General features: G+C 38.0%; 25 protein-coding genes and 1 pseudogene. 12 read left to right on the top strand and 14 right to left on the bottom strand.

Annotated elements, in window-relative coordinates:
* Window positions 1–3 precede the first annotated feature (3 nt).
* From hisC to hisIE, 6 genes are read left to right on the top strand one after another with little or no spacing between them, the layout of a single operon-like run.
* Window positions 4–1035: a histidinol-phosphate transaminase gene (gene hisC / locus IX38_RS14005; protein WP_034706009.1), complete on the top strand. Its 1032-nt coding sequence runs from the start codon at window positions 4–6 to the stop codon at window positions 1033–1035.
* On the top strand, window positions 1032–2126 hold the full coding sequence (hisB, locus tag IX38_RS14000; RefSeq protein WP_034706006.1) for a bifunctional histidinol-phosphatase/imidazoleglycerol-phosphate dehydratase HisB: 1095 nt from the start codon (window positions 1032–1034) through the stop codon (window positions 2124–2126). Before hisC ends, hisB begins: the two co-directional genes overlap by 4 nt.
* A 1-nt stretch (window position 2127) precedes the next feature.
* On the top strand, window positions 2128–2706 hold the full coding sequence (hisH, locus tag IX38_RS13995; protein WP_034706005.1) for an imidazole glycerol phosphate synthase subunit HisH: 579 nt from the start codon (window positions 2128–2130) through the stop codon (window positions 2704–2706).
* 3 nt (window positions 2707–2709) lie between these two features.
* On the top strand, window positions 2710–3432 hold the full coding sequence (gene hisA, locus IX38_RS13990) for a 1-(5-phosphoribosyl)-5-[(5-phosphoribosylamino)methylideneamino]imidazole-4-carboxamide isomerase (RefSeq protein ID WP_034706057.1): 723 nt from the start codon (window positions 2710–2712) through the stop codon (window positions 3430–3432).
* Complete coding sequence (gene hisF / locus IX38_RS13985; RefSeq protein ID WP_034706003.1) at window positions 3425–4177, top strand: imidazole glycerol phosphate synthase subunit HisF; 753 nt, start codon at window positions 3425–3427, stop codon at window positions 4175–4177. Before hisA ends, hisF begins: the two co-directional genes overlap by 8 nt.
* Window positions 4174–4761 (top strand): bifunctional phosphoribosyl-AMP cyclohydrolase/phosphoribosyl-ATP diphosphatase HisIE, encoded by a 588-nt coding sequence (hisIE, locus tag IX38_RS13980; protein ID WP_034706001.1) that lies wholly within the window; start codon window positions 4174–4176, stop codon window positions 4759–4761. Before hisF ends, hisIE begins: the two co-directional genes overlap by 4 nt.
* A gap of 71 nt (window positions 4762–4832) precedes the next feature.
* On the opposite strand, the gene IX38_RS13975 is transcribed toward hisIE, so the two are convergent.
* The 6 genes from IX38_RS13975 to thrS form a co-directional block, all read right to left on the bottom strand.
* Entirely contained in the window at window positions 4833–6020 is a 1188-nt protein-coding gene (locus IX38_RS13975; RefSeq protein WP_034705999.1) for a M28 family peptidase, read from the bottom strand.
* A gap of 80 nt (window positions 6021–6100) precedes the next feature.
* Window positions 6101–7276: a M28 family peptidase gene (locus IX38_RS13970; protein WP_034705996.1), complete on the bottom strand. Its 1176-nt coding sequence runs from the start codon at window positions 7274–7276 to the stop codon at window positions 6101–6103.
* Window positions 7277–7498: 222 nt separating this feature from the next.
* Complete coding sequence (gene rplT, locus IX38_RS13965; RefSeq protein WP_034705993.1) at window positions 7499–7843, bottom strand: 50S ribosomal protein L20; 345 nt, start codon at window positions 7841–7843, stop codon at window positions 7499–7501.
* Between the two features lie 117 nt (window positions 7844–7960).
* Window positions 7961–8158: a 50S ribosomal protein L35 gene (gene rpmI / locus IX38_RS13960; RefSeq protein ID WP_034705991.1), complete on the bottom strand. Its 198-nt coding sequence runs from the start codon at window positions 8156–8158 to the stop codon at window positions 7961–7963.
* A gap of 503 nt (window positions 8159–8661) precedes the next feature.
* On the bottom strand, window positions 8662–9162 hold the full coding sequence (gene infC, locus IX38_RS13955; RefSeq protein ID WP_175548907.1) for a translation initiation factor IF-3: 501 nt from the start codon (window positions 9160–9162) through the stop codon (window positions 8662–8664).
* A gap of 188 nt (window positions 9163–9350) precedes the next feature.
* Window positions 9351–11270, bottom strand: a complete 1920-nt coding sequence (thrS, locus tag IX38_RS13950) for a threonine--tRNA ligase (RefSeq protein ID WP_034705988.1) — start codon at window positions 11268–11270, stop codon at window positions 9351–9353.
* Between the two features lie 256 nt (window positions 11271–11526).
* Here thrS and IX38_RS13945 point away from each other — a divergent pair.
* Window positions 11527–12494 (top strand): annotated as a pseudogene (locus tag IX38_RS13945) (dipeptidase).
* 44 nt (window positions 12495–12538) lie between these two features.
* Here the strand turns inward: IX38_RS13945 and IX38_RS13940 are convergent.
* Window positions 12539–14083, bottom strand: coding sequence for a hypothetical protein (locus IX38_RS13940; protein ID WP_034705986.1), 1545 nt, complete (start codon window positions 14081–14083; stop codon window positions 12539–12541).
* A 146-nt stretch (window positions 14084–14229) separates the two neighbouring features.
* On the opposite strand from IX38_RS13940, the gene IX38_RS13935 reads away from it, so the two are divergent.
* From IX38_RS13935 to leuB, 4 genes are read left to right on the top strand one after another with little or no spacing between them, the layout of a single operon-like run.
* Window positions 14230–15393 carry a 2-isopropylmalate synthase gene (locus IX38_RS13935; RefSeq protein ID WP_084680278.1) on the top strand — a complete coding sequence of 388 codons (1164 nt, stop codon included), beginning with the start codon at window positions 14230–14232 and terminating at the stop codon, window positions 15391–15393.
* Between the two features lie 29 nt (window positions 15394–15422).
* The gene (leuC, locus tag IX38_RS13930) at window positions 15423–16811 is read left to right on the top strand and encodes a 3-isopropylmalate dehydratase large subunit (RefSeq protein ID WP_034705983.1); all 1389 of its coding nucleotides are present in this window, start codon (window positions 15423–15425) and stop codon (window positions 16809–16811) included.
* A gap of 10 nt (window positions 16812–16821) precedes the next feature.
* Window positions 16822–17427, top strand: coding sequence for a 3-isopropylmalate dehydratase small subunit (gene leuD, locus IX38_RS13925; RefSeq protein WP_034705982.1), 606 nt, complete (start codon window positions 16822–16824; stop codon window positions 17425–17427).
* A complete protein-coding gene (leuB, locus tag IX38_RS13920; protein WP_034705981.1) occupies window positions 17408–18532 on the top strand; it encodes a 3-isopropylmalate dehydrogenase in 1125 nt (374 codons plus the stop codon). The genes leuD and leuB overlap by 20 nt, the downstream gene beginning before the upstream one ends.
* 185 nt (window positions 18533–18717) lie before the next feature.
* On the opposite strand, the gene IX38_RS13915 is transcribed toward leuB, so the two are convergent.
* Genes IX38_RS13915 through IX38_RS13900 form a run of 4 tightly spaced genes read right to left on the bottom strand, consistent with a single transcriptional unit; the run spans window position 18718 to window position 20557 of the window.
* A complete protein-coding gene (locus tag IX38_RS13915) occupies window positions 18718–18900 on the bottom strand; it encodes a hypothetical protein (protein WP_034705979.1) in 183 nt (60 codons plus the stop codon).
* Window positions 18901–18913: 13 nt separating this feature from the next.
* Window positions 18914–19519 carry a DUF4230 domain-containing protein gene (locus tag IX38_RS13910; protein WP_034705976.1) on the bottom strand — a complete coding sequence of 202 codons (606 nt, stop codon included), beginning with the start codon at window positions 19517–19519 and terminating at the stop codon, window positions 18914–18916.
* 2 nt (window positions 19520–19521) lie between these two features.
* Window positions 19522–20088, bottom strand: a complete 567-nt coding sequence (locus IX38_RS13905; RefSeq protein WP_034705975.1) for a TlpA family protein disulfide reductase — start codon at window positions 20086–20088, stop codon at window positions 19522–19524.
* Window position 20089: 1 nt separating this feature from the next.
* Window positions 20090–20557 carry a pyrophosphohydrolase domain-containing protein gene (locus tag IX38_RS13900; RefSeq protein WP_034705973.1) on the bottom strand — a complete coding sequence of 156 codons (468 nt, stop codon included), beginning with the start codon at window positions 20555–20557 and terminating at the stop codon, window positions 20090–20092.
* Window positions 20558–20866: 309 nt separating this feature from the next.
* Here IX38_RS13900 and IX38_RS13895 point away from each other — a divergent pair, with 309 nt between their 5' ends.
* Window positions 20867–21970, top strand: a complete 1104-nt coding sequence (locus IX38_RS13895) for a terpene synthase family protein (RefSeq protein ID WP_034705970.1) — start codon at window positions 20867–20869, stop codon at window positions 21968–21970.
* Window positions 21971–22074: 104 nt separating this feature from the next.
* On the opposite strand, the gene IX38_RS13890 is transcribed toward IX38_RS13895, so the two are convergent.
* The 3 genes from IX38_RS13890 to IX38_RS13880 all read right to left on the bottom strand — a co-directional run bounded on the left by IX38_RS13890 (window position 22075) and on the right by IX38_RS13880 (window position 26502).
* Window positions 22075–22485, bottom strand: coding sequence for a hypothetical protein (locus tag IX38_RS13890; RefSeq protein ID WP_034705968.1), 411 nt, complete (start codon window positions 22483–22485; stop codon window positions 22075–22077).
* A 10-nt stretch (window positions 22486–22495) separates the two neighbouring features.
* Window positions 22496–23209 carry a glycohydrolase toxin TNT-related protein gene (locus tag IX38_RS13885; RefSeq protein WP_034705967.1) on the bottom strand — a complete coding sequence of 238 codons (714 nt, stop codon included), beginning with the start codon at window positions 23207–23209 and terminating at the stop codon, window positions 22496–22498.
* 362 nt (window positions 23210–23571) lie between these two features.
* Window positions 23572–26502, bottom strand: a complete 2931-nt coding sequence (locus tag IX38_RS13880) for a reprolysin-like metallopeptidase (protein WP_034705966.1) — start codon at window positions 26500–26502, stop codon at window positions 23572–23574.
* Window positions 26503–26665: the final 163 nt, after the last annotated feature.

Below are 26665 nucleotides of genomic sequence, written 5' to 3'. Positions count from 1 at the left end.
ATAATGAAAGAATTTAACCTCAATGCTTTAGTAAGAAAAAATATACTGACATTACAGCCTTATATCAGTTTCAGAGATCACAATGAGTTCAATGCTCCTGTAATGCTTGATGCCAATGAATGTCCGTTCGGGGAGTTCAACAGATACCCGGATTCTTCACAGAAAAAGCTTAAAAATAAACTAGGAGAGCTTAAAGGAGTTTCACCCAATCAGATTGCAATAGGAAACGGCAGTGACGAACTGATTGATCTGATCATAAAGATCTTTTGTGAGCCTAAAAAAGATGCCATTCTGATGATGAATCCTTCCTTTGCGATGTATGGTTTTTATGCAACAGTCAATGAAAATGAAGTGATAAAACTGGACCTGGATGAGAATTTTGAAATCATAAAAAATGATTTTCTAAAAATCACTCAGGAACGGGATATTAAAATTTTCTTCCTGTGCTCCCCAAACAATCCAACGGGAAACAGCGTAGAGGATATCGAGTTTTTTATCCGGAATTTTGACGGAATTGTGGTGGTAGATGAAGCGTATATTGAATTTTCAGGAAACAGGTCAGGCATTGAGCTGCTGGATAAATACCCAAATCTGATCGTACTGCAGACGTTTTCTAAAGCATGGGGAACAGCCGGAGCAAGGGTAGGTTCTGCCTATGCTTCAGAAGGGATCATCCGCTTTATCAATACGGTGAAAGCTCCTTATAACGTGAATTCTCTAAGCCAGGAACTAATTTTAAACCTGTTGGGCGATAAAAATAAGCTTAAAGAAAATGTTGACAATGTACTCAAAGAAAGGACCTGGGTGGAAAACCAGTTTAAAACCATTGAATGCATCGAGAAAGTATTTCCGACAGATGCCAATTTCTTCCTGATCAAAATGAAAAATGCTGAAGAAGTATACAATAAAATGCTTGAAGAAGAAATCCTGACCAGTAAAAGAGCGCCTGCGATTCCGGACTGCATAAGGATCAACATAGGAACCCGTGAAGAAAATGAAAAATTGATCAGTGTTTTAAAAAGAATAACCTCATGAAAAAAGTGTTGTTTATAGACCGTGACGGAACGCTTATAATAGAACCGCCCGGAGATTTTCAGGTAGATTCGCTGGAAAAGCTTGAATTTTATCCCGGGGTGTTTCAGAACCTTTTCAGAATTACCGTAGAAATGGATTACGAATTGGTTATGGTGACCAATCAGGATGGCCTGGGAACTGAAAGTTTTCCTTATGAAGATTTTATCAAGCCACAGGAAAAAATGCTGAAATCTTTTGAAAATGAAGGAATTATTTTCAGTGATATTCTGATCGATAAAAGCTTTGAGCATGAAAATCTTCCCACCAGAAAACCGGGAACCGGGATGCTCTCAAAATACATCTACGGAAATTATGATCTTGAAAACTCTTATGTTATCGGAGACCGGGTTACAGATATTCAACTTGCTCAAAATTTGGGAACTAAAGCTATTTTCATCAATGAAAGCTTTAATGAAAATGCTGCGCTTACTACAACAGACTGGTCCGGGATTTACCGCTTTTTAAAACAGGAATCGAGGAAGGCTAAAGTCTACAGAAAGACCAATGAAACTGAGATTGATATTGAAATAGATCTCAACGGGAAAGGAATGTCAGAAATTTCCACCGGGCTTCATTTTTTTGATCATATGCTGGATCAAATCGCCAGACATGGAAATTTAGATCTTAAAATCAAGGTTAAAGGAGATCTTCAGGTAGATGAGCACCACACGATTGAAGACACAGGAATTGCTTTAGGGGAAGCTTTTATAAAGGCACTGGGAAATAAAAAAGGGATTGAAAGATATGGTTTCCTGCTTCCGATGGACGACTGCCTGGCTCAGGCTGCCATTGATTTCGGAGGCAGGCCCTGGATCGTTTGGAATGTTGATTTCAAAAGAGAAAAAATAGGGGATGTTCCTACAGAAATGTTCTTTCACTTTTTCAAATCATTTACAGATTCTTCAAAATCCAACCTGAACATCAAAGCGGAAGGCAGTAATGAGCATCACAAGATAGAAGCGGTTTTCAAAGCATTTGCAAAAGCCGTTAAAATGGCAGTGAACCAGTCGGACAGCAGTTTTAATTTACCATCAACCAAAGGAAGTTTATAATATGATCGCGTTGATAAAATATAACGGAGGAAATGTAAGCTCGGTCCGGAATGCTTTGGCCCGGCTCGGTATAGATTCCATCATTACAGATGATCCTGAACTGATCATAAAAGCGGATAAAGTCATTTTTCCGGGGGTCGGAGAAGCTTCTTCAACCATGAAAGTATTGAAGGAAAAAGGTCTTGATACACTTATTCCAGGCCTGAAGCAGCCTGTTTTGGGAATCTGTCTGGGAATGCAGCTGATGTGCGGTGACAATGAAGAAGGGAATGTAAAAGGAATGGAGATTTTTGATGTTGATGTTAAAAGATTTCCGCCGGAAGATCTGGTTCCCCACATGGGCTGGAATACCATTTCAGAGCTAAAATCCCCGCTTTTTGCGGGGATTGAAGAGAATAGTGATGTTTATTTTGTTCACAGCTATTATTGCGGTCGGTCAGCGTCTACTGCTTCGGTATGTGATTATATTCTGCCGTTCAGTGCTTCCCTGCAGAAAGATAATTTTTTTGCAGTACAGTTTCACCCGGAAAAATCGGGACTGACGGGCAGCAGAATATTAAAAAACTTTATAAAATTGTAAATGATGAAGATTATTCCAGCTATTGATATCATCGACGGAAAATGTGTCCGTCTTTCAAAAGGGGATTATTCCACCAAAAAAATATACCGTGAAGATCCTGTAGAAACTGCCAGAGAATTTGAAAGCTTTGGAATCAGGTTTCTCCATCTTGTGGATCTTGACGGGGCTAAATCTAAACATATCGTTAACCGGAAAGTGCTGGAAAACATAGCCCGGGAAACCTCACTTCATATTGATTTTGGAGGCGGATTAAAAACAGGAAATGATATAGAAACCGCTTTTAATTCCGGAGCCAGGCAGATCACCCTCGGAAGTATTGCCGTACAGGACCCGGAATTCTGTTTTGAAATGATTCAAAAATATGGTAGTGACAGGATTATTTTAGGCGCTGACTGCGAAAACAGGAAGATCAGAACATCCGGCTGGCTGGAAGAAAGTACTTTAGATATCATAGCCTTTCTCCTTCAATATCAGGAAAAAGGAATCAGCCAAACCATATGCACCGATATTTCAAAAGATGGGATGCTGGGAGGGCCATCCATAGACCTGTATAAAGAAATACTGGCTAAAACTTCAGTGAAACTTACAGCCAGCGGAGGTATTTCCTGTATTGAAGATGTGTACAACATGAAGGAGATCGGATGTTCGGGAAGTATTATTGGAAAGGCCATTTACGAGGGGAAAATAAGCTTACCACAACTTCAGAAATTTATTGAAAATGCTTAAAAAAAGAATCATCCCATGTCTGGATATTAAAGACGGAACTACGGTAAAGGGAATTAATTTTGAAGGGCTACGGAATGCAGGAGATCCGGTAGAACTTGCCGTTAAGTACGAAATGGAAGGCGCTGACGAGCTGGTTTTTCTGGATATTACGGCAACACTGGAAGACAGAAAAACATTTGCAGATCTGGTAAAGAAAATAGCCGGGGAATTGAGCATCCCATTTACAGTAGGCGGCGGAATTTCTTCTGTGGAAGACGTCAGGAAGCTTCTGGAAGCCGGAGCAGATAAAATCAGTATCAATTCTTCTGCCGTTAAAAGCCCGCAGCTTATCCAGGAGCTTGCTAAAGAATTTGGCAGCCAATGCGTTGTTGTAGCTATTGATACCCGTTTCACAGACGGATCAGATCTTGTATACGTAAGAGGTGGAAAGCTTGCTACCAGCTTGAATACTGTAGACTGGGCAAAAGAAGCAGCCTCTTTGGGAGCCGGGGAAATCCTGCTGACCTCAATGGATGGGGACGGGACAAAAAAAGGATTTGATATTCGCATCACTAAGCTTGTTTCGGAGGCTGTATCTATTCCTGTGATTGCTTCGGGAGGAGCAGGAAGCGTGGATGATTTTATTCAAGTATTCCATGATACAAAAGCCACAGGAGCTTTGGCAGCCAGCATTTTCCATTTCAATCAGGTACCTGTTCAGGAATTAAAACAACAGTTAAAAATTCAAAAAATACCCGTACGATGAAAATAGATTTTAATAAAAATAACGGGCTTGTCCCGGTAATCATTCAGGACAGCAGAACACAGCAGGTACTCATGCTTGGCTATATGAATGAGGAAGCTTTAAGCAAGACAGAAAAAGAAGGTGTTGTTACCTTTTTCAGCCGTTCCAAAAACAGGCTCTGGACCAAGGGAGAAGAATCCGGTAATTTTCTGACTGTAAAGAATATAAGCACAGATTGTGATCAGGATACCATTTTAATACAGGCTGTTCCTGAAAATACAGTCTGCCACACCGGAAGCTTCAGCTGTTTTGGTAAAAAGGAAAGCAAAGGATTCTTGTATGAATTAGAAGCAAAAATCTCCGAAAGAATTGATCATAAAACAGAAGGTTCCTACACGTATTCCCTTTATCAGAGAGGCATTAATAAAATGGCCCAGAAAGTGGGAGAGGAAGCCGTAGAACTCGTTATTGAAGCTAAAGACAGCAATGATGATCTTTTTAAGAATGAAGCAGCCGATTTACTTTATCATTTTCTGATCCTGCTTAAGGCAAAAGGATTTGCGATGGAGGATATTGAGGAAGTTCTTCTAAACAGGGATAGATAGATTTGAATTTTCACAAAAAAAGCAGGAAGTAATTCTTCCTGCTTTATTTATTTTAGATGTATGATTTCAGATTATCTTTCAATCAGAATTTTTCGTATAGCCGTCTGTCCGTCAGCTTTTATAACACCGATATAAGCCCCTTCAGTCAGTTTTGAAACATTGATTGTCGTTTCATTAGCTGTTTTAAGGAGTAATTTTCCTGAAATGTCGGTAATTTCAAAACTGAAATCTTTTCTGCTGTTATCCGGGAATTCAATATTGATGGTATCTTTAGAAGGGTTCGGATAGATAGATATGGATTCAAGAGAATGGTCTGAAGCTGTTTCCTTGGTTCCCAGCAGGATAGAACCGGTAGAAGTGGCAACCGCAAAATGCTGCAGCGCTCCGACTGTTGCTTTTCCTATTTTGTAAATATAAACAGGATCCGTATTCTCAAAAGTATCATCGATAGAATGTGGATAAGTGCTTCTGATCTTTTCAAAAAAGCCTGTGATCACTTCACCTTTTCTTTCAAATGGAATATAATCTGTGTCTTCAGCCGGATCCACTGCCGTCTGAAGTGGTGAGTAGAGGGCAGTACAGTTTCTAAGCTGCTGTGTTACGGCCGCCGAAGCTGCATTATTGCTTGTTGGCCCTGCCTGGTCCCGGTCACAATATACCGTGTTATTGTTGTTGCCCATAACACCGCCTACCTGATCAAGATTGAATACCAGCTTGATATCCAATACTCTTGTACCATTCTGATAAGCTACATTATTAACGTAATGTTTACTTCCTTCCAGTCCTTGTTCCTCACCGGAAAAATGGATGAACTTGATTGAATATTCTGTAGGAACATTTTTTAAAATCCTTGCCGCTTCTAAAATAATAGAAGTTCCGCTTCCGTTATCATTCACACCCGGACCATAAATGCTGTCAAAATGCCCGCAGATGATCACGTATTTATCAGGATAAACAGTTCCTGTCTTGGTAATCACCAGGTTTTTAGAACTCGTGCTTCCAAAAGTGAAAGGATCTTCCACAATCTGGCTGGCAGAATATCCATAGGAAATATATTTGTTTTTGATCCACGTCAAAGCATCGGCATTATTAGTGGTTCCTGTGGTTTTGATCCCAAGGTTGGAGAACTGCTGTAAGTTCGCTGTAATATTGGTCTGCGAAACAAGGTTGGCCCTGTCCTGATAAGCCTGGATAAAAGTCTGGGCCTTACTGCTGAATACGGCTAAACAGACGGACAGAATGGTAATTGTCTTTCTCATTTAATTATTTATGATTGAACGATAATGATACATCAAAAGAGTAAAAGTCCCGGTAGAAGCCGGGACATAATGAATTACGATTATTTTTCAATAATGATTTTTTTGGTTACACTGTTTTTATCAGATTTTACAGTCACCATATATACTCCGTTTATGAGACCCGAAGTATTTATTTTCTTTTCATTTTCTGTATTTAAAACCAATTGGCCAGTCATATCACTGATTTCTACCTTAAAGTCTGAATGATCCTTTGGCAGTTCAATATTCAGGACATCATGCACCGGGTTGGGGTAGATCTTGATTGCTTCTAATGAATTTTCAGTATGTACATCATCCGTTGCCAAAGTAGTGGTGGAGGCCACTGCAAAGTGCTGTAATGCTCCCACAGCTGCTTTTCCTACATTAAAAACATAAACAGGATCTACATTATCAAAAGTATCATTCACAGTATGCTCATTATAACTTCTGTCCGTTTCATAAAATCCTGTAATGATATCCCCTTTATTTTCAAATGGCATATAATCTGAATTGTATGCATTCGACATGGTGGTCTGAAGCGGAGAATATAATGTGGTACAGGTGGCTAATTGTTGTGTCATTGCCAGCGAAGCTGCGTTATTTCCGTTCTGTCCGCTCTGATCGCTTTCACACTTGATATTATTGTTTACATTTCCCAGCTGTCCTCCTACCTGGTCGATATTGAAGACAACTTTCAGAGTAAGCTGGCGTGCATTATTCTGGAAAACAACATTGTTTACATAATGGGTACTTCCCTGGAGATTCTGCTCTTCACCGGAAAAATGAATAAACTTCACAGAATACTCAGTAGGAACATCCTTTAAGATCCTGGCTGCTTCCAGCAAAATAGAAGTTCCGCTTCCATTGTCACTCACACCGGGGCCTACGATGGTGTCATAGTGGCCACAAATGATCACATAAATGTTAGGGTAGACGGTACCGGTTTTGGTTATAATTAAATTTTTTGAAGTCTTACCATTATAGGTGAAAGTGTCTTCTGTCATCTGGCTTGTACTGTATCCGTAAGACTGGTATTTTGCTTTAAGCCAATTCATCGCATTCGTATTTTCTATAGAACCCGTAGTTTTTATACCAAGATCTCCAAAGCCCTGAAGGTTTGCCGTAATATTGGCCTGGGATACCTTATTGACTCTTGTCTGATAGGCCTGTATGAAATTCTGTCCCTGAAGGCTGTAAGCTGATAAAGAAAGAAGTAAAATAGTCGTTATTTTTTTCACTTTTAACTGAAGTTTTATAGATTTAATAATTCACAAATGTAGATAATAAAAATCAATTTATTTTTATGCAAAAGAAAAACTTTTCAATACCGTTTTACTTTTTTTATCCCTAAAAAGACATCAATTTTCCTACTTTAAAGGATTTTATTAAAAAACATAAACAGGATGCACAAAAAAACCCGGGAAAAACCCGGGATTATATTGATAACAAAAAATTCTACATTATTTTACTTGATCTACAACTGCTTTGAAAGCTTCAGGGTGATTCATTGCTAAATCTGCTAAAACTTTTCTGTTAAGCTCAACGTTGTTCTTTTTAAGAGCTCCCATAAACTGAGAGTAAGACATTCCATGCTCTCTGGCACCCGCGTTGATACGAGTAATCCAAAGTGATCTGAAGTTTCTCTTTTTCTCTTTTCTACCACGGTAAGCATATTGCATTGCTTTTTCCACGGCGTTTTTAGCTACAGTCCAAACGTTCTTTCTTCTACCGAAAAAACCTTTAGCTTGCTTAATAATTTTCTTTCTGCGAGCTCTTGAAGCTACTGCATTTACTGATCTTGGCATAATTTAAATTGTTTTTTTGAAAGGGGCGGCAGATCAACTGCTCTTAGTGGCACCATTTCAGGGTTAAATTGTTGAATTTGTTTGAATTCTTATAAACCGGATATAGATTTATAAAAACTACTTAATTGCTAATTGACGTAGAACGCTTTTTGTATCCACAGCGGAAACATAAGAAGTCTGCGTAAGATTTCTCTTCTGCTTAGTTTCTTTCTTAGTTAAGATGTGGCTTTTGAAAGCATTTTTTCTTTTAATCTTCCCTGTTCCGGTAAGTTTAAAACGCTTTTTAGCACCTGATTTCGTTTTTAATTTTGGCATTGTTCTGCTTTTTTATTGTTTTGTTATCAATATCTGTTTTGAATATCCCTACCGATGCTAGGAATAATAGTTTGCAAAATTACGAAAAAAACATGAGTACGGCTAATTTTTCGAACAATTATTTAAACCTATATTAATTGTTACTTTCCTTATATCTTCATTGGATATGGGATGTGGAAATACATACCATTTAATAATAAATTTGTTTAACCTTCTTGCTGGAAAATCGCAAAGCCGCAAAGTTTTAAACTGTATGGATGTTTTCAGGCGCAGGAAAATCAAAAATTTTCAGCAAAAGCTCTGTAATAAAAAGTTAGAAATTTTAATTTTATCTGAGATAAAATCTTTGGCATCTTAAAATATCTTTTATAATATAATTTGCGCCTCTGCGTGTGGCCAACTATATAAGCTTAAACAGATTAATCCATTGAAATATAAAAAATCCTCAAAATATTCTGAGGATTTTTTATATGATAGGAAACAGACATTGCGTCTGCTAAAAACTATTTAGCTGGTTTTTTAGGACTCATCATCATAATCATTCTTTTCCCTTCAAGCTTTGGAAGCTGGTCTACTTTTCCAACGTGCTCCAATTCCTGAGCAAGTTTCAGAAGCAGGATCTCTCCCTGATCTTTAAAGATAATTGAACGTCCCTTAAAAAACACGTAGGTTTTCAATTTTGAACCTTCTTCAAGGAATTTCTCAGCATGCTTTTTCTTAAATTCATAATCATGATCATCTGTCTGAGGTCCGAAACGGATCTCTTTTACAACCACTTTTATTTGCTTAGCTTTTAGTTCCTTCTGCTTTTTCTTTTGCTCGTATAAAAACTTTTTATAGTCTAATATCCTTGCAATGAAAGGTTCAGCCTTATCCGAAATTACCACTAAATCCAATTCCTGTTCCGTAGCAAGTTGCCTTGCTTTATCGATTGGAAAAATTCCCGGCTCTACGTTATCGCCCACTAAACGAAGCTCTCTCACACGAATTTTATCGTTGATCAAGTGTAAGTCCTCCTGTACAGGACGTCTCTGTGGGCCCCTGTTGTTAAATCTTTGTGCTATTGTATTATAATTTTATTGGTTAATTACTTATCTATCTTTCTCAATTAAAAGATTAAAAATTTGAATCATTTAATATTAAATGCAATCTCTTATTTTTTTAATCCTTTAATCTTTTATTAATTTAAATTTTAAATCGCTGCTTCTTTTTTAAAGTAAGAAACAAAATCTTCCATATTCATCACTCCAAGGTCTCCTTCACCACGTCTTCTTACAGAAATCGTGCCGTCGTTCTCTTCATTTTCACCTACAACCAGCATGAATGGGATCTTTTTCAATTCCGCATCACGGATCTTTTTCCCTGTCTTCTCATTCCTGTCATCAATCAGACCGCTAATATCGTGATTTTCCAAAAATTGTGAAACTTTTTTTGCATAATCTACATATTTTTCACTGATTGGTAAAATAATGAACTGATCCGGGCTTAGCCATAACGGGAAATCACCTGCTGTATTCTCTAACAGGATCGCGATAAAACGCTCCATAGAACCGAATGGGGCTCTGTGGATCATTACCGGTCTGTGCTTCTCATTATCGTTCCCGATATAGTGAAGATCAAATCTTTCCGGTAAATTATAATCTACCTGGATAGTTCCCAGCTGCCATTTTCTTCCCAAAGCATCTTTCACCATGAAATCCAGCTTAGGACCATAGAAGGCTGCTTCTCCGTATTCTGTGATTGTATTTAATCCTTTTTCTTTCGCAGCAGTTACAATAGCAGTTTCCGCTTTTTCCCAGTTCTCATCACTACCGATGTATTTTTCCTTATTTTCAGGATCTCTCAATGAAATCTGAGCTGTGAAATCTGCAAACCCAAGCGAACCAAAAACATAAAGAACTAAATCAATGGTCTTTTTAAATTCATCCATCAGCTGATCCGGAGTACAGAAAAGGTGAGCATCATCCTGAGTAAATCCTCGAACTCTTGTCAACCCGTGAAGCTCTCCGCTTTGCTCATACCTGTAAACAGTCCCGAATTCTGCATATCTCTTTGGAAGATCCCTGTAGCTCCATTGTGAAGTCTTGTAGATTTCACAGTGGTGAGGGCAGTTCATAGGCTTCAGCATGAATTCTTCCCCTTCATTCGGAGTTTTGATCGGCTGGAAGCTGTCTGCACCGTATTTATCCCAGTGTCCGGAAGTTACGTACAATTCTTTTGACCCGATATGGGGTGTCATTACAAATTCGTATCCTCCTTTTTTCTGAGCATCAGAAAGGAAATTTTCTAATTTTTTTCTCAAAGCAGTACCTTTTGGCAGCCAAAGTGGTAAACCGGCACCTACTTTTTCCGAGAAAGCGAAAATTCCTAGTTCTTTACCTAGTCTTCTGTGATCTCTTCTTTTGGCTTCTTCCAATAGCTCAAGATATTCAGTCAGTTCTTTCTGTTTAGGGAAAGAAATACCGTAAACTCTTGTCAATTGAGGATTTTTTTCATTTCCTCTCCAGTAAGCTCCTGCCGCATTTAAAATCTTTACAGCTTTCACGATTCCCGTATTTGGAATATGACCTCCACGACAAAGATCTGTGAAATTATCATGCGTTACAAAAGTAATTTCACCATCATTAAGATTAGAAATCAACTCAACTTTGTAAGGATTGTCTGCATACGTTTTTAATGCTTCTTCTTTTGAAACAGGATATAAAGAGAATGTTGAACCTTTTTTGGCATTTTCCAAAACTTTCTTTTCAATCTTCTCGAAATCCTTTTCAGATAAACTTTCGTCCCCGAAATCCACATCATAATAGAATCCACTTTCAATGGCAGGTCCGATTGTTAGCTTAGCATCAGGATAAAATTCAAGGATAGCCTGCGCCAGCAAGTGGGCAGAAGAATGCCAGAATGCTTTCTTTCCAAGATCATCATTCCATGTCAACAATTGTACCGTTGAATCCGTGGTTATAGGTGTGGTAGTTTCTACTTGTTTGCCGTTTACAACTGCGGAAATGGTATTTCTAGCCAATCCCTCGCTGATAGATTTTGCCACATCTAAAGGAGTAACTTCTCCTTCGAATTCTTTGACACTATTGTCTGGAAGTGTAATTTTTATCATTGTTTACTAAGAAATTTTAAGAGGCAAAAATACGCATTTTTTAAATAATATGCTATTTTTAAAGTATATTTGAAATAAGAATTGCTGTTGAATCTTCAAATTTTCATCTGTGATTTTAAATGTATTCATCCCCAACCTGAATTTTCCATAGAGAAACGCGCTTAAATTCTCTGCGTTTTGCAGTAATAATCCTGTGAAAATAAGGGTTTTCCGTTGAAATCCTGTATTAATTCGGGAGAAAAAAATATACTACGATATGAAAAATTTCACTGTTGACCTTCACTGTGATTTGTTATGTCATTTATTAAAACCAGGTTCAACAATTGATGACAGAGAATTAGGATGCTCACTTCCTTATTTAAAAGAAGGAAACGTAAAGCTCCAGGTAATGGCAATATATGCTTCAACAGGTGTAAACAGCAATGTTGATGGAGCAAAACAGAGTAAGATATTTTCAGATCTTTTAAAAAATGAAAACTTCTTCCTGTTTGAAAACGGAAATTACAAAAATACTGAAAATGAAGATAGGATAGGCATTATAGCTTCCATTGAAAACGCATCTGCTTTTTGTGGAGAAGATGATACTTTGGAAGCAGGGTTCAAAAACCTGGACGAGATCATCAAAAACACAAGAAAAATTCTTTATCTGGGAATTACTCACCATTCTGAAAACCGTTTCGGTGGCGGAATAACTCTGAAGCAGGATTGAAGGAGGATGGAAAAGTCCTGATCGATTATATTGCAGACCGAAGGATCGCTATTGATCTTTCCCACACCAGTGATCAGCTGGCATACGGTATCCTTAATTATGCAGACCAAAAAAATTACAAAATTCCCATTATAGCAAGCCATTCCAATTACAGGAGTATGCAGGATAAAAAAAGAAATCTTCCGGATGAACTGGCGAAAGAAGTTATTAAAAGAAAAGGCCTGATCGGGCTTAATTTTATCAGGGAATGGCTTGATGAAAAGAGTCCTGAGAGATTATATGACCATATCCGGCATGGGCTCGATCTGGGAGCAGAAGATGCTATTGCCTACGGTGCAGATTTTTTCTACGATAAAGGGCATCCGGATAAGTCCCGTTATCCATTTTTCTTTGAAGGATATGACGATGCATCAGCATTTAATTTGATCAACAGCAGAGTTGAAAAGGATTTTTCCACAGAAATTATGGAAAAGATCAGTTATAAGAATGCGTTGAATTTTATAGAAAGGATTTAAATGGCGGCCTGGTGGCTTCGGGTGGTTCAGCCACCAATCGGGGTTTAACTCTTCCGTTTATACCGGACTTTCTGCTTGATAATTTCTATCACATCCACATTTTTCACCTTAGATTTTACCCAACCATGAATATCAATATACAGCAAAGATCTTCTGTAATATTCATTCCTGGAAAAATCTTCCAGTACTTCATCAAAAGCTTTAAATGCTTTCTCTTGCTTATTTAAAACCAGATCATTAATATTCTTGAAAAACTGGATGCTTTCAAAATGAAATGCTTCCGGCTTTTTCATTTTACGGGCAAATTTTAAGGTAGAGTTGATAAATTCATCATAATCTTCATCATTACCCGATTCAAATTTGGCCATCAGGATCAGGATGCGTGTATGGAAAAGAAGATCTTCCTGAACATTTCCTTTACACTCAACGACTTTCATCGAATATTCAATAGATTTTTCAAACATTTTGCTTCCGAAGAACATGGCAGCCATTTTCAGATAAAGGATCATAAAGTGGTGTTCATCAATCCTTTCCCTGAGCCGTTCCATTTTCAGTTCAATTTCAGGAATAAGCTTTGTTCCGGTAAAAAATTCGCCTTTTACAAAGTGAATATTCATTAAAGTATTGTAATGCGTAAGAAAAATTAAAGCCTGCAGGTTTTCATTCTGGACAAAATTCTGGGACCTCACCATCGTATTGAAATGCTCAAAATGCTCTTCCAGAATATCAATATTTCCGTACAGGAATAAAATCTTCAGCAGATAGGTGTTTCCTTTGATATACCATACCGGATGGCTGATGATCATTTCAGGATTTTTATGAAAAAGATCCACCCACTGATGCGCATATTTCAGGGTGTATTTATAATCCTGCAGCAATTGGTTTTTCCATACATGAGCTTTAAAATACCACAATTTCTCTGTAAAATTCAGCTTTTCCAGTTTTATGTTCTGAATCTGCTCATGGAAAAGATTCAATACCTTTTCCCGGTCCGTATCGTTTTTTACATAGCCATGCGTCAGCATTTCACTGTATAATTTCAGTGACAGATTAGAAAGCTCTGTTGCATAATGGTTCTGCCTGCTGATTTCTGTGGACTGTTTGATCAGTTCATCGGCACGGCCTTCAATACTTCTTGTAATAAACTGGGATTCAATTACTTTTTCAAGATCAATAATTTCAGAAGCAATACTTTTTTCATCCAGTTCCAATGCAGACTGCTTCGTCTTGTCCAATATTTTCAAAGCCTGTTTATAGAGTCCTTTTTGGTATAAAATATTAGCAAAATCAAGCTGTTCACGGAGTTGTATTCTGTAGTTCTGGTGGCTGGGATTCATGCGGAGACTCACCAGAATTTGTTTATACAGATGAGCCTTCAGGTTGGAAAGCTGCTGTTTGGTGGAAATTTTTTTCTCGGTAATGATATGCTCATCATATTCCTTCATCTTATCCAGTTCCGAGAAAAGGAGCAGAAATTTGGCATCAACATTAATTCCGAGACGGTTCACATACAGTTTGAACTGACGTTTTTCAGAAGTGGTTAATGACTTAATCAGTACAAACAAAAAATCTTTCTGCAATTCTGCCATTGTAAATTTATAAAATATAATATATTGATTATCAATTTAATGAATTGGTTTTTCCAGCTGTTGAATATTGTAATTTTCAGAGAAAATGAAAATGTAAAAATATCGTAAACAGTAGTTTTGATCAAAATTAAGTAAAAAACTTCATTATGAATTCCGAAAAAATTGAAATTTTTGATACAACGCTGAGGGATGGGGAACAGGTTCCCGGATGTAAACTGAATACAAAACAAAAGCTGATTATCGCTGAAAGGCTTGATAAGCTAGGGATTGACGTAATTGAAGCAGGCTTTCCGATTTCAAGTCCGGGAGATTTTGAATCTGTTTCTGAAATTTCAAAATTGGTAAGAAATGCCAAAGTTTGCGGACTGACAAGAGCCAATAAAAAAGACATTGATACAGCTGCCGAAGCATTGAAATATGCAAAAAGACCCCGTATCCATACAGGAATCGGGACATCTGATTCCCATATCAGGTATAAATTCAATTCAACACGTGAAGATATCCTGGAAAGGGCGGCTGACGCTGTAAAATATGCCAAAAGCTATGTAGAGGATGTGGAATTTTATGCGGAAGATGCGGGAAGAACGGATAATGATTACCTGGCAAGAGTCTGCGAAGAAGCAATTAAAGCCGGAGCTACCGTTCTGAATATCCCGGATACAACAGGCTATTGCCTGCCTGAGGAATACGGCCGGAAAATAAAATACCTGAAAGAAAATGTAAAAGGCATTGAAAAAGCGGTCCTTTCATGCCATTGTCATAATGATTTAGGACTTGCCACAGCCAATTCAATTTACGGAGCCATCAACGGAGCCCGCCAGATCGAATGTACAATCAATGGATTGGGAGAAAGAGCGGGAAACACAGCTCTGGAAGAAGTGGTCATGATTTTAAAGCAGCATAAGCACCTGAATTTTCATACAGATATCAATTCAAAGATGCTTAATGAAATGAGCCTTATGGTTTCAGATCTGATGGGAATGCCGGTACAGCCTAATAAAGCCATCGTCGGAGCCAATGCTTTTGCCCACAGCTCAGGAATTCATCAGGATGGCGTTATTAAAAACCGTGAAACATATGAGATCATAGATCCTGCAGAAGTGGGCGTGAATTCTTCATCTATCATTCTTACAGCGAGAAGCGGACGTTCCGCACTGGCATACAGGTTTAAACATATCGGTTATGACATCACTAAAAATGAACTTGACTTCCTGTATCAGGAATTTCTAAAGATCGCTGACCAAAAGAAAGAAGTAAAAAATGATGATCTGTACATGATCATGGAAGTATGCACCCGGAAAATAGGATAGTATTGATTTAAAAATCAGGAAAATTGAATATGGACAATAGTAAAAAAACACTTTTTGACAAAGTTTGGGATGCCCACGTCGTAGAAGCGATTCCTGACGGACCTCAAATCATTTATATAGATAAGCATCTGATCCATGAGGTAACCAGTCCCCAGGCTTTTGCAGAACTTGAAGCCAGGAATCTCGAGGTTTTCAGGCCCAAGCAGATCGTAGCCACTGCGGATCATAATGTTCCGACCCTCAATCAGGAAGAGCCCATTCGGGATGAACTGTCCCGGAACCAGGTAGAACAGCTGACGGAGAACTGCAAAAAAAATAATATCGAATTATTTGGATTGGGACATCAGTACCAGGGAATTGTGCACATCATAGCTCCGGAACTGGGCATTACCCAACCGGGAATGAGTATCGTTTGCGGAGACAGCCATACTTCTACGCATGGCGCTTTTGGGGCGATTGCTTTCGGCATTGGAACCAGCCAGGTTGCCCAGGTTTTTGCCAGCCAGTGTCTATTGCTCAATAAACCTGAATCTATGAGGATTACAGTCAATGGAAAATTGAATGATAATGTTCAGCCCAAAGATGTCATCCTTTATATTATTTCCAAAATCGGGACCGATGGAGGAACAGGATATTTCTGTGAATATGCCGGAAATGTTTTTGAGGAAATGTCGATGGAGGGAAGAATGACCATCTGTAATATGAGTATTGAAATGGGTGCACGGGGCGGAATGATCGCCCCTGACCAGACTACTTTTGATTATGTAAAAGGAAAAACATTCGCCCCTGAAGGAGAAGAATGGGCAGATAAACTGGCGTATTGGGAAACCCTGAAAACGGATGAAGGAGCTGTTTTTGATAAAGAGCTGATATTCAACGCTTCGGATATCTTTCCAATGATCACTTACGGAACCAATCCGGGAATGGGAATTTCAGTAAATGAAGCTATTCCTGTTCCTCAGAATGAATCTGAAGAAAAAGCACTGAAATATATGGGCCTGAAAGCCGGACAGGAAGTTTCAGGCATTAAAGTGCAGCACGTTTTTATCGGAAGCTGTACCAATGCCCGGATAGAAGATTTCCGTTCAGCAGCACAGTATATTAAAGGAAAAAATAAGTCCGAAAATGTGAAAGCCTTAATCGTTCCCGGTTCTCAGCAGGTTGTTAAGCAGATTTACGAAGAAGGCCTGGATAAGATCTTCAGTGATGCGGGATTCCAGATCCGTCAGCCGGGATGTTCTGCCTGCCTGGCGATGAATGATGATAAAATTCCTGAAGGGGAATATTGTGTTTCAACCTCAAACAGAAATTTTGAAGGAAGACAGGGACAGGGAGCCAGAACTATTTTAGCCAGTCCGCTCACTGCCGCTAAAGCCGCTATAGAAGGCAGAATTTCAGCTTTTGAAAGTTTAAACTAAACAGATTACAATGCAAAAACTAACACATATACAATCAACCGCAGTACCATTACCTGCGGAAAATATAGACACAGACCAGATCATTCCCGCCAGATTCCTTAAAAGTATTGACAGAAAAGGCTTTGGCGAAAATCTGTTCAGGGACTGGAGGTTCAATATCCATACGGGAGAGCCCAATCCAGATTTTGTATTAAACAATACGAAATACAGAGGAGAAATCTTGGTGGCCGGAAATAATTTCGGATGTGGAAGCAGCAGGGAACATGCCGCTTGGTCTTTGACCGATTATGGTTTTAAGGTGATCATATCAAGCTATTTTGCTGATATTTTTAAAGGGAATGCCCTGAACAACGGTCTTCTTCCCGTAAAAGTTTCTGAAGAGTTTTTAAAAGATATTTTAAATGCCATTACGGAAAATCCTGAATCGGAAATTGCGGTGGATGTAGAGCAGCAAACCATCAGCTTTAACGGAAAAACAGAAACTTTTGAGCTCGATTCTTATAAAAAAATATGCCTGATCAACGGTTATGATGATATTGATTTTCTGATCAGCAAAAAGCACGCGATAAAACAGTTTGAACTTAAAACACAAAAGTATGAGCAGCAGTTATTTTAAAATAGCCGTTCTTCCCGGTGACGGGATCGGGCCGGAAGTGGTCAGTGAGAGTATTAAAGTATTGGATGCTGTGACTGAAGTCTTTAAATGCCAGTTCCGGTTTTCTTATGGATTGATGGGTGCTGAAGCTATTTTTAAAACAGGTGATCCGCTTCCCGAAGAAACATTGAAGATCTGTAAAGATTCGGATGCCGTTCTTTTTGGAGCGATTGGAGATCCGGTTTTCGACAACAATCCTGAGGCAAAGGTAAGACCTGAACAGGGGTTACTGAAGCTCCGTAAAGAGCTGGGATTGTATGCCAATATCAGACCTTTGAAAACCTATCCCTCACTGATCGATAAAAGTCCTTTGAAAAGAGAGATCATTGAAGGAACGGATATTCAGATCTTCAGAGAATTGGTAAGCGGTATTTATTTCGGTGAAAAATACACAGATCCGGACGGTAAATATGCTTATGATGTCTGTAAATACAGCACAGAAGATATTATTCCTATTACCCATATGGCTTTTAAAGAAGCTGAAAAAAGGAAAAAGAAGCTTACACTGATCGACAAAGCCAATGTTCTGGATACTTCGAGACTTTGGAGAAAGACCTGCCAGAAAATTGCCTCTCAATACCCTGATGTGCAGATGGATTATATATTTGTAGATAATGCGGCCATGCAGATGGTTCTGAATCCAAAGCAGTTCGACGTTATCCTGACCGAAAATATGTTCGGAGATATTATTTCTGATGAAGCCAGTGTTATCGGCGGTTCCATCGGGCTTTTACCATCAGCATCGATAGGTGAAGAAAATGCTTTGTTTGAACCTATCCATGGCTCTTATCCTCAGGCTAAGGGAAAAGGTATTGCCAATCCCGTAGCCTCTATCCTGAGCACAGCCATGATGCTGAATTATCTTGATCTTCCTGAAGCGGCTGATAAGTTAAGAAGGGCAGTGGATCATGCCATCGACAACGGATATGTTACAGCAGACCTTAACCCGGAGCAGCACTATTCTACAAGTGAAGTAGGGAGTTTTATTGCAGATTATATCAAATATTCTGAGAAATCCTATTACAATTTTGAAAATATCAAGATCGGAAAATCTACGATCGTATAACATTAAAGTCCATATAATAATTAGATAGAAGAAAGGTTCTGTCCCGTTGGGGCAGAATCTTTCGATTTTATCCTGTTTTAAACTTAAAAACTTAACAAACCTTAATGGTTCAATATTTCCAGAAAAAAATCTGCGCGAAATTTATAAAAAAGGTTCCGCCTCGTTTGAGACAGAACCTTTCAATTTTATTTCTTGGTATTATCCGTTTTTCCTGATTTGTTTTTTGAAGATTTCTGAACATCTTCTTTATCAATATCGGGTGGATTGCTGTTTTCTGATGAAGCAGGAATATTTTGAAAATCCTGGTTCTGTTTTTTGGTTTCTGCACTGTTGGCAGATTCTTTCTTTTTGTTGTCTTTTGAATCCATAGCTTTACATTTTTTAGAGTCCTAAAACACCGAGCTTGCCGGTTTCATCCTCTATGGTATAATTCAAAGCTTTTGCCAAAACGAAAATATTATTAAGATTTTCCATTAATTGTTTTCGGCCTTCCGTTCTCAACTGATTCTGATTGACAGAATTAACCGCAGTTTCCTTAGCTTTCTGGGTCACATTTTTGATGTCTTTTTCTGAAATCCTGTTGAAAAAAGAATCGTCCAGTGACTGGATCTCAACGCTTGGGGTAATTCTTATTTCCGCTTCCGGAAGTTCGGTGATAACCAGTTTTTTGTTAATGGAATCCACTTCCATTTTCATTTTATTAAGATCATAAGAAACCTGGGCATTGGTTTTGGTGTAGGTAATAATGCTGTTGTTTGAAACTTCTTTTCCAAACACCTCATAGCCCATCTTGGTTTTCTGCATGCTGGAAATATCTTGTTCCAGAACCACCATTTTATTCATTTTGGAAATCTGGTTGGTCAGGATGTAATAATCCGATTTTTCCGTTTTTCCGCCCATATTGAAACAGGATTTAAGCCCGAAAAACAGGATCAGCATAACGAGAATTCCCGCTGCAAATGATATGATTACTTTGTAATTTCTCAATTTTATTTGTTAAAAATTTCTTTGATTACAGAACTGTCGTCTTTTTTCAGAATTTCAACCAGATCTCTTTCAATATATCCGGAGGCAGGCATTTCTATGATTCTTCCGATCTCTTTACCATATCTTTCTACAATAATGGTAGGAACCTTCTGGATGTTATAACGAACCTCGTCTCCGGTAGGAGATTCCTTTTTGCGGTTAACGGCAATGATCGTCAGCTTATTGTCAGGATATTTTAATTCCTCCAGGATCTTCATCAGTCTTGGAAAATCCCTGTGGCTGTCTTCGCACCAGGTTCCCATAAAAACAATAAGAGAATAGGTCGTTAATTTAGCTTTTTTCAGATCACCGACCGCTTTCTGGTCAATAGCATATTCGTCATGCTCTTTTACATACCAGTCTGCATAAGGGGCCTTTAAAAACTGCTCTTTGAATTGGTTTCCCAAAAGCATTTTGCCGTCTTTCTGAGTGTCTACTTCACGGTTCATCACCACTTTTTGGGCGCTGAACTGCTGGGAAGCCAGGACAAAGCTTGAAACGGCAATAATATGGGTAATAAATTTTTTCATACTATTTTTCGATAATTGTTTTTAAATCTGCAGGAGAGTAATACTTGTTTTTAAGAACTTTATGGTCTGCTTTTCTGTAAACGTTAAATTTCTCACCTGATTTTTCGTAAAAAGATTCTACCTCTTTTTCCTTATAAAATGCTACAGTTTCCTCTGCCTGTTCTGCATTGTCACATGCTTTGGACATATTGGAACGCTGTACTTCGTTGAATAGCTCTACAAATTTATTGCCAAGTCCGAATTCCAGCACAGCTCCGCTTAAAACATATTGAAGATCACACAGGGCATCAGCTATTTCTACGATGTCATTATCAGCAATAGCCTGCTTTAATTCATTTAATTCTTCCTGTAGGAGCTCAACTCTGAGGTTGCATCTTTCCGGGGAAGGGATTTGTGGTATATCTAAAATAGGGGCTTTAAAAGTGGTGTGGAATTCTGCTACCTGGTTCAGACTGTCAATTTTCTCCATGAATTTTATTATTTACGCAAAGATAATGATTGGTAATAAATTTTGATATATAAAATTTATAAATACACCTTAAAGAATTTATCATGAAAAGCATTAATAATTTTCTTTTGTTTTAATTAATAATAAATTGAAAATAAACATCAAAACAATAATCGAATCTGAATGATGATTTAATATTTAATTTAAATTAATGTAGTAATTATATGTTCAGATAAAAGTATAAATTATAAAAATCGTAAATAAATATGACTTACATTAGTGTAGTAGATATTTCATAAAAACAAAATATTACTAACTAAAACCAATAACATGAAATCCGAATCTCTCTTTGATTCTTCTTTTTTTAAATACATTAAAGAAGAGTATGACGAACTCCAATCAGCCCAATTGTCTCTTAAAGAAATGCTATCCCCGGAAATAAATTCTGAAGAATTCAGTAAAGAATTCAGTATCCATCTCCAAAATAAGAATTTAAAAAATGATATCCAAGAATATGGCGAGAAGCATAATATCTGGCTTCCTAATTCTCATCAACATATAACTTGTGCTTTTTTCCTTTTTCCTAATGGTATTCCCGAAAAAGTACTCAGTATTGGTAAAAATCTTACTTATTGTTTTTATCTAAATGATATTATGGGGCGGGATACAATTAAATTTCTTTCACCAGATCAATATGAAAATGCAAAAGCTATCGTTGACAATATAAGTAAGCTGAATGAAGATTTGCTTGTTAGTCCAAAAGCAGACCCTTTAGAATTTCTGAATATAGACATGCTAAAGGAATTTAAAAATAATTCAACGCAAAAGTGGTTCTCTCAATTTTTACGTTCTTACTGTTATTATATTGGCATTACACACAAGAATCATGAAATTTGTTCTTTTGAACAAGTACCTAGTGTTGATGATTTTCTAGAGTACCGTTGCCATTCTGGAGGAATGTATCTAATTTTAGACTGGATCGAATATAGTGAAGGTAAATTTCTTAATTGGGAATTTCTCGAAAAAAAGAAAATTGACCAATCTCTAAAAAGGCTTTATAAAGTGGTAAGTGATTTTGCTATTTCAGTTAATGATCTTGTATCTTTTGAAAAAGAAGTCATATGGAATAAATCGAGATCTAACCTTTTGGTTATTAATATTTTAAATAACCCTGGTATTTCACTACATAAAAGTATAGACATAATAGCTGAAATTATTCGGACTCAGCTTACCGAAATATTTTCTTTGTCGAATTCAATTAAAATTGCAATTAATGAATTTGATCCCGAAATGAAGTCTACAATGGAAAATCATCTTATTGGTGTCAACAAAATTATGCAGTCAAGCTGGATATGGCAATGTCATACTTCAAGATATAAAAGCCCTACCTCGTTATGGGTGGAGACAAAAACCAATGAATCTGTATCCACATAATTATTTAAATTAACAGTTCTAAAATAAATTTACAGTTATTGATTAAAATTTTAATCAATAACTGTTGATTTTTGTTTTATCTAGTTCAAAATAATTTATCTTCATTACTCATATTTCCAGACACCTGAAATATTTAAGACGGTTAATCCGGGTTGTTTTTCTCCATAGCTGAATACACAGATGTATTCTGAATGACAAACCTGGCAACCTGTTCCGAAATATAAAGTCGGTAAATCGTTTACCGTTAGATCACCAAGATGGATCATTCTTTGTGAAGTTTCGGTAACCATTCTGTTATTTAATAATTCACTTTTTGATAATATCCGATCTTCATTATACACCTGAAAGATAGGAAACCCGGTTTCATACGGGAAAATTTCAATCGTATTTTCATGGCTGCAATCGCAGCAAGTGAATTTTGTTTTAGCAGATGGAATTGTTTCATCATTAATGAAATGATTTTTTACAACGAGAGCCGGCTTAACGAGTTTTATTTTTCTTGATATTGAATACATCTGAGTTTATTTATTGCTGAATAACGGTACCTGCAAGGTTATTGTATTTTCCGCTCGGGCTTTTTTTGATCGTTATTTTTACATATCCTTCCTGTGCCAGCTTATTCCATGTTTTCTGATAACCTGTTGCTACATCAATCGGGATTTTCCACATGGTTTGCTTTCCTCCGCCCACCTGATTAAACCAGGGAATTACATCAGCTGTTTGAGACTTGAAAGGTAATAAATTATTCAGAACATCTATTTCATAATAAAAATCATATTTGTTTTCGGGCTGATTTAAGGCTCTTTGTGAAAAAGTATACACGTATCCGTTTACTATTGGACTTGTAAAGCTGCCTCCCAGGGTAGGAATTCCTGTTCCGTCATAGCTGCCGACAGCTCCGCTGTACCTGTCAAATTTTTGTCCGGCATGGAAGGAAACGTCATCAGCAATATTATAGCCTCCATTAGCAGGCGGCCATCCATCATTGAGATTATTGGCCTTAAAGAGAGCTTCCAGTTCGCTCCATTTACCCATTTTGTATAGATCAAACGCCTGATTTCTGATAGTTTGACTTACATTTCCGGTTTTATCATAAGTTAAGGCGAATTCGTCAGCATTTTTATAAAATACGTGCGTAACGACTGGTGTTGTATAGTCAATTTCCTCATCGTCTGAGCTGCATGCAATTGAAAAGAAAGCAGTTGTAATAAAAAAGAGGTACTTAAATAAATGTTTCATATAAAAATTTTAATGGTTATTTAGTTTTTTTGAAGCAGTATCAGATGTAAAATGGTGGTGTGAGATAGAATGTCCGGTCTTTTTACTTATGACTTTGACAGTACAAAAGTTGAGACTCTTAAGAATTGAATTAAAGAGAATCATTTGTATCAGAATCAGTCAAATCAATTGCAGAAGCTGTCTCAAATACTGATTGATAAACGGTACAGGGAAAAAATAATTTTGAACGATAAATTTAAATTAAAAAATTCAATTAGTGGTGAATTTTTGATAAATAAAAATAGTACGATAAATAATGGATAAATTAGCAATAAAAAAGACTGCCCGAAATGGAGCAGTCTTCAAAGTTGACTAAATGGTTATTAATTTTTAATAAATCTCTTGGCGGCTTCTCCAATTTGGATCATATAAGCACCTTTAATAAGTCCGCTTACATTCACACTGCCTCTTTCCAGTTTTCCTGAATTGATCAGTTTTCCACCCATATCAAAGATTCTGTAGTCTTCCGATGCTGTATTTGAAATATGCAGAATATCTTTTACAGGATTTGGATACAGCCTGATATCAGTGATCAGATCTTTGGTGTCAGTAAGATCTCCTCTTCCTGAAGAAACGATATTCAGGGTATAGTCCTCAACCTGTCCGTAAGTATAGGCTTCACATGAAGAAGTAGGTGCAGAGCTGTACTTCATCATTACTCTCATTCTTGTAGAGCCCACTGTGGCAGTGGCAGGGATAGTAATGCTTCCTGTTGCAGGAGTCGTCGTAGAACCTGCTTTGGACCATGCCAATTCTCCGCTGTCTGTAAAATCACCGTCACCGTTATAATCGATATACACTGCATAAGCCTCGCTGTAAACCGTTGATGTCCATGTTGGAGTTACTGAGATCGTATAAGCGCTTCCTCTGGTTACATTCGTTGAAACCGAAGTGAAATTTTCATACCCGGCAGTTCCTGTTGAAGTATTGTTAATGGTTCCGAATTTCACATTTCCTATTCTTTCATCTGCCGTGTTGCTTGCAGAAGATGAGCAGTAAGACACGGTACCGCCGGAAAGTGTTGTAACGCTTACTGAATTGCTTGAAGGAGATACATTTCCTGCTGCATCTTTAGATTTAACAGTAAAGCTGTAAGTTGTTGCAGGCGTTAAGCTTGTCACCGTATACGTTGTTGATGCTGTAGAACCGATCAATGAAGCACCCTGATAAACATCGTAACCTGTAACCGCCACATTATCAGTAGCTCCGCTCCAGGAAAGATTAGTCGTGGTAGATGTAGTTCCGGAAGCTGCAAGGGTAGGAGCTGTAGGAGCTACCGTATCTGTTCCCCCTGAACCTGCATTTACAGTGATATTGGCGTTATTTACATCAAAGAAAATATGGTTGGATCCTTTTACCATGATTCTTCCCGTTGTCGTAGATGAATTGGGAATGGTTACCGCCTGGGTTCCATCATTAGGAGTTCCGGCAAGAAGGGTAGTCCATGTATTTCCGCTGTCTGTTGACCATAAAATATCTACGTTCGAAGCATTCACACCATTTGCGGTTGTTCCTGCGACATTCCATGTCACTGTCTGTGAACTTCCTCCTGAATAAGTAGTGGCTGAATTCTGCGATGAAACACTGAAAGGTCCTGCTGTTCCGTTTACAGTGATCAGTGCATCATCCGAATTGTTTCCAGAACCTCCGGCCCTGTTATCCCGCACCGTAAATCTGAAGTTTAAAGATCTTGCTACATTAGACAGTGCTTCCACCGTGATCTCCGAACCCGCCGTACTAGTGGCTCCCGTTAAGACAGATGCCATTCTTGGAAAATATCTCGTTGGAGAAGTGGTAGGCGTCCATGATCTGAAAGTAGGTCCTGCTGTTTTGGTAGCACTTGCTGCGGAACTGGCTCCGGTTTGGGATGAGGATGCATTATCCATCTGTTCCCAAATATAAGTCAGCGAATCTCCGTTGGCATCTGTTCCCGTTCCTGTAAGCATGAACGGTGTTCCTTTTGGAATCGTATAATCCAGGCCGGCATTGGCTGTAGGAATGGCATTCCCTGTAGAAGTGCTTACCGGACAGGTTTTGGTTTTAATATTATTTGTGATCTGCTGGATGCTTACCGCATGGAAAAATGAATCGGAATGCGGCTGGATATCCTGGCTTGTAATTCCTGCATATCCCATGATTGTTGATCCTGAACCCGGTTCCATATTAACTCCGGTTCCTTCATTATTCATAGAGAACGTATGATTTCCTCCGAATTGATGTCCCATTTCGTGGGCTACATAATCGATATCAAAATTATCTCCTGAAGGAATAGCATCTGCCGGTGAAGTATAGCCGCTTCCTTTTGAACCGTTTGTACAGACACAGCCGATACAACCCGCATTTCCACCACCTCCGGAAGCTCCGAACAAGTGCCCGATATCATAATTGGCTTCTCCGATTACAGAGGTCAGTGTACTCTGAAGCTGGGAATTCCAGCTGCTCATTCCTGAAGCAGCAGAATATGGATCTGTGGAGGCATTGGTATAGATTACAGCATCATTATTGGCTATCAATACCATTCTTGCTGCAAAATCTTTTTCAAAAACACCGTTTACACGGGTCATGGTATTGTTCATGGCAGCCAGTGCGTTGGCTTTTGTCCCTCCAAAATATGCCGTGTATTCGCCGGTGGATGACAGTGCTAATCTGAACGTTCTCAGTTTGGCATCATCTGCATTGGGTCTTGCAGCGATATTGGTATTGGATACTCCTTTTTGTGCTACATCAATAACCGTACATTCAAATTTATTGAGATCATCTTTTTTATCTGACTTTCTGTAAACTACGTAACAAGAAAGATCTTTGGTATATGGCTCGATAAAAACTGCAGATTTGTCACCGTAAATTTCCATAGAGGAAAGACCAAGCGGGGAAATACTGAAATAGACTGTTGAATTGGAATCGCCGAGGCCTTCGCCTACATAAGATTTGATATCCGGATATTTTGCAGCAAGCTGAGGATCAAAATTTGAATTTTCCCTTACTTTAAAGTTTTCCATCTTACCCTCGGAATTAGGGAAAGAAATGATAATTTCTGATTTTTCTCCCGGAGCCAGTCTTTTCGGAGCTCTGGCAAGAGCATTTTTCAGTCCTGCAAAATCTAAGCTGTAGATCTTGGGATTAGTGATTTGGGTTTTGTTTTCAAAAATGTCTGAAGGTGCTTTTTTTGAACCTTCACTCCATAGACGGTCAGTCTGCGCGAAAGAAATGCCCGTAATAAGTAGCATCCCAATCATGGATAATTGTTTTTTCATATTAATCTTTTTGATTGTGGGGTATCAAAGCTAATGAAAAATATATTATGAAAAACAAAATTATTTAAGAAAAATTTAGAGTATTTATTTAAACTATTATGCGATACATTGCGTATAGTTGAAAAATCAATGTCTCAAAAAAAGAAAATAGCATACGTAAAAC

Origin of the sequence: Chryseobacterium luteum (genome assembly GCF_000737785.1) — a bacterium.
Lineage (GTDB): Bacteria > Bacteroidota > Bacteroidia > Flavobacteriales > Weeksellaceae > Chryseobacterium > Chryseobacterium luteum.
Note: the sequence above shows the minus strand (reverse complement) of the source record. Positions and strands in the feature narration are given on the sequence as shown.

Coding starts and splice junctions, on each gene's coding strand:
- hisC (WP_034706009.1), top strand. CDS start 4: ATGAAAGAATTTAACCTCAATGCTTTAGTAAGAAAAAATATACTGACA.
- hisB (WP_034706006.1), top strand. CDS start 1,032: ATGAAAAAAGTGTTGTTTATAGACCGTGACGGAACGCTTATAATAGAA.
- hisH (WP_034706005.1), top strand. CDS start 2,128: ATGATCGCGTTGATAAAATATAACGGAGGAAATGTAAGCTCGGTCCGG.
- hisA (WP_034706057.1), top strand. CDS start 2,710: ATGAAGATTATTCCAGCTATTGATATCATCGACGGAAAATGTGTCCGT.
- hisF (WP_034706003.1), top strand. CDS start 3,425: ATGCTTAAAAAAAGAATCATCCCATGTCTGGATATTAAAGACGGAACT.
- hisIE (WP_034706001.1), top strand. CDS start 4,174: ATGAAAATAGATTTTAATAAAAATAACGGGCTTGTCCCGGTAATCATT.
- IX38_RS13975 (WP_034705999.1), bottom strand. CDS start 6,020: ATGAGAAAGACAATTACCATTCTGTCCGTCTGTTTAGCCGTATTCAGC.
- rplT (WP_034705993.1), bottom strand. CDS start 7,843: ATGCCAAGATCAGTAAATGCAGTAGCTTCAAGAGCTCGCAGAAAGAAA.
- rpmI (WP_034705991.1), bottom strand. CDS start 8,158: ATGCCAAAATTAAAAACGAAATCAGGTGCTAAAAAGCGTTTTAAACTT.
- thrS (WP_034705988.1), bottom strand. CDS start 11,270: ATGATAAAAATTACACTTCCAGACAATAGTGTCAAAGAATTCGAAGGA.
- IX38_RS13940 (WP_034705986.1), bottom strand. CDS start 14,083: ATGGCAGAATTGCAGAAAGATTTTTTGTTTGTACTGATTAAGTCATTA.
- IX38_RS13935 (WP_084680278.1), top strand. CDS start 14,230: ATGAATTCCGAAAAAATTGAAATTTTTGATACAACGCTGAGGGATGGG.
- leuC (WP_034705983.1), top strand. CDS start 15,423: ATGGACAATAGTAAAAAAACACTTTTTGACAAAGTTTGGGATGCCCAC.
- leuD (WP_034705982.1), top strand. CDS start 16,822: ATGCAAAAACTAACACATATACAATCAACCGCAGTACCATTACCTGCG.
- leuB (WP_034705981.1), top strand. CDS start 17,408: ATGAGCAGCAGTTATTTTAAAATAGCCGTTCTTCCCGGTGACGGGATC.
- IX38_RS13915 (WP_034705979.1), bottom strand. CDS start 18,900: ATGGATTCAAAAGACAACAAAAAGAAAGAATCTGCCAACAGTGCAGAA.
- IX38_RS13905 (WP_034705975.1), bottom strand. CDS start 20,088: ATGAAAAAATTTATTACCCATATTATTGCCGTTTCAAGCTTTGTCCTG.
- IX38_RS13900 (WP_034705973.1), bottom strand. CDS start 20,557: ATGGAGAAAATTGACAGTCTGAACCAGGTAGCAGAATTCCACACCACT.
- IX38_RS13895 (WP_034705970.1), top strand. CDS start 20,867: ATGAAATCCGAATCTCTCTTTGATTCTTCTTTTTTTAAATACATTAAA.
- IX38_RS13890 (WP_034705968.1), bottom strand. CDS start 22,485: ATGTATTCAATATCAAGAAAAATAAAACTCGTTAAGCCGGCTCTCGTT.
- IX38_RS13885 (WP_034705967.1), bottom strand. CDS start 23,209: ATGAAACATTTATTTAAGTACCTCTTTTTTATTACAACTGCTTTCTTT.
- IX38_RS13880 (WP_034705966.1), bottom strand. CDS start 26,502: ATGAAAAAACAATTATCCATGATTGGGATGCTACTTATTACGGGCATT.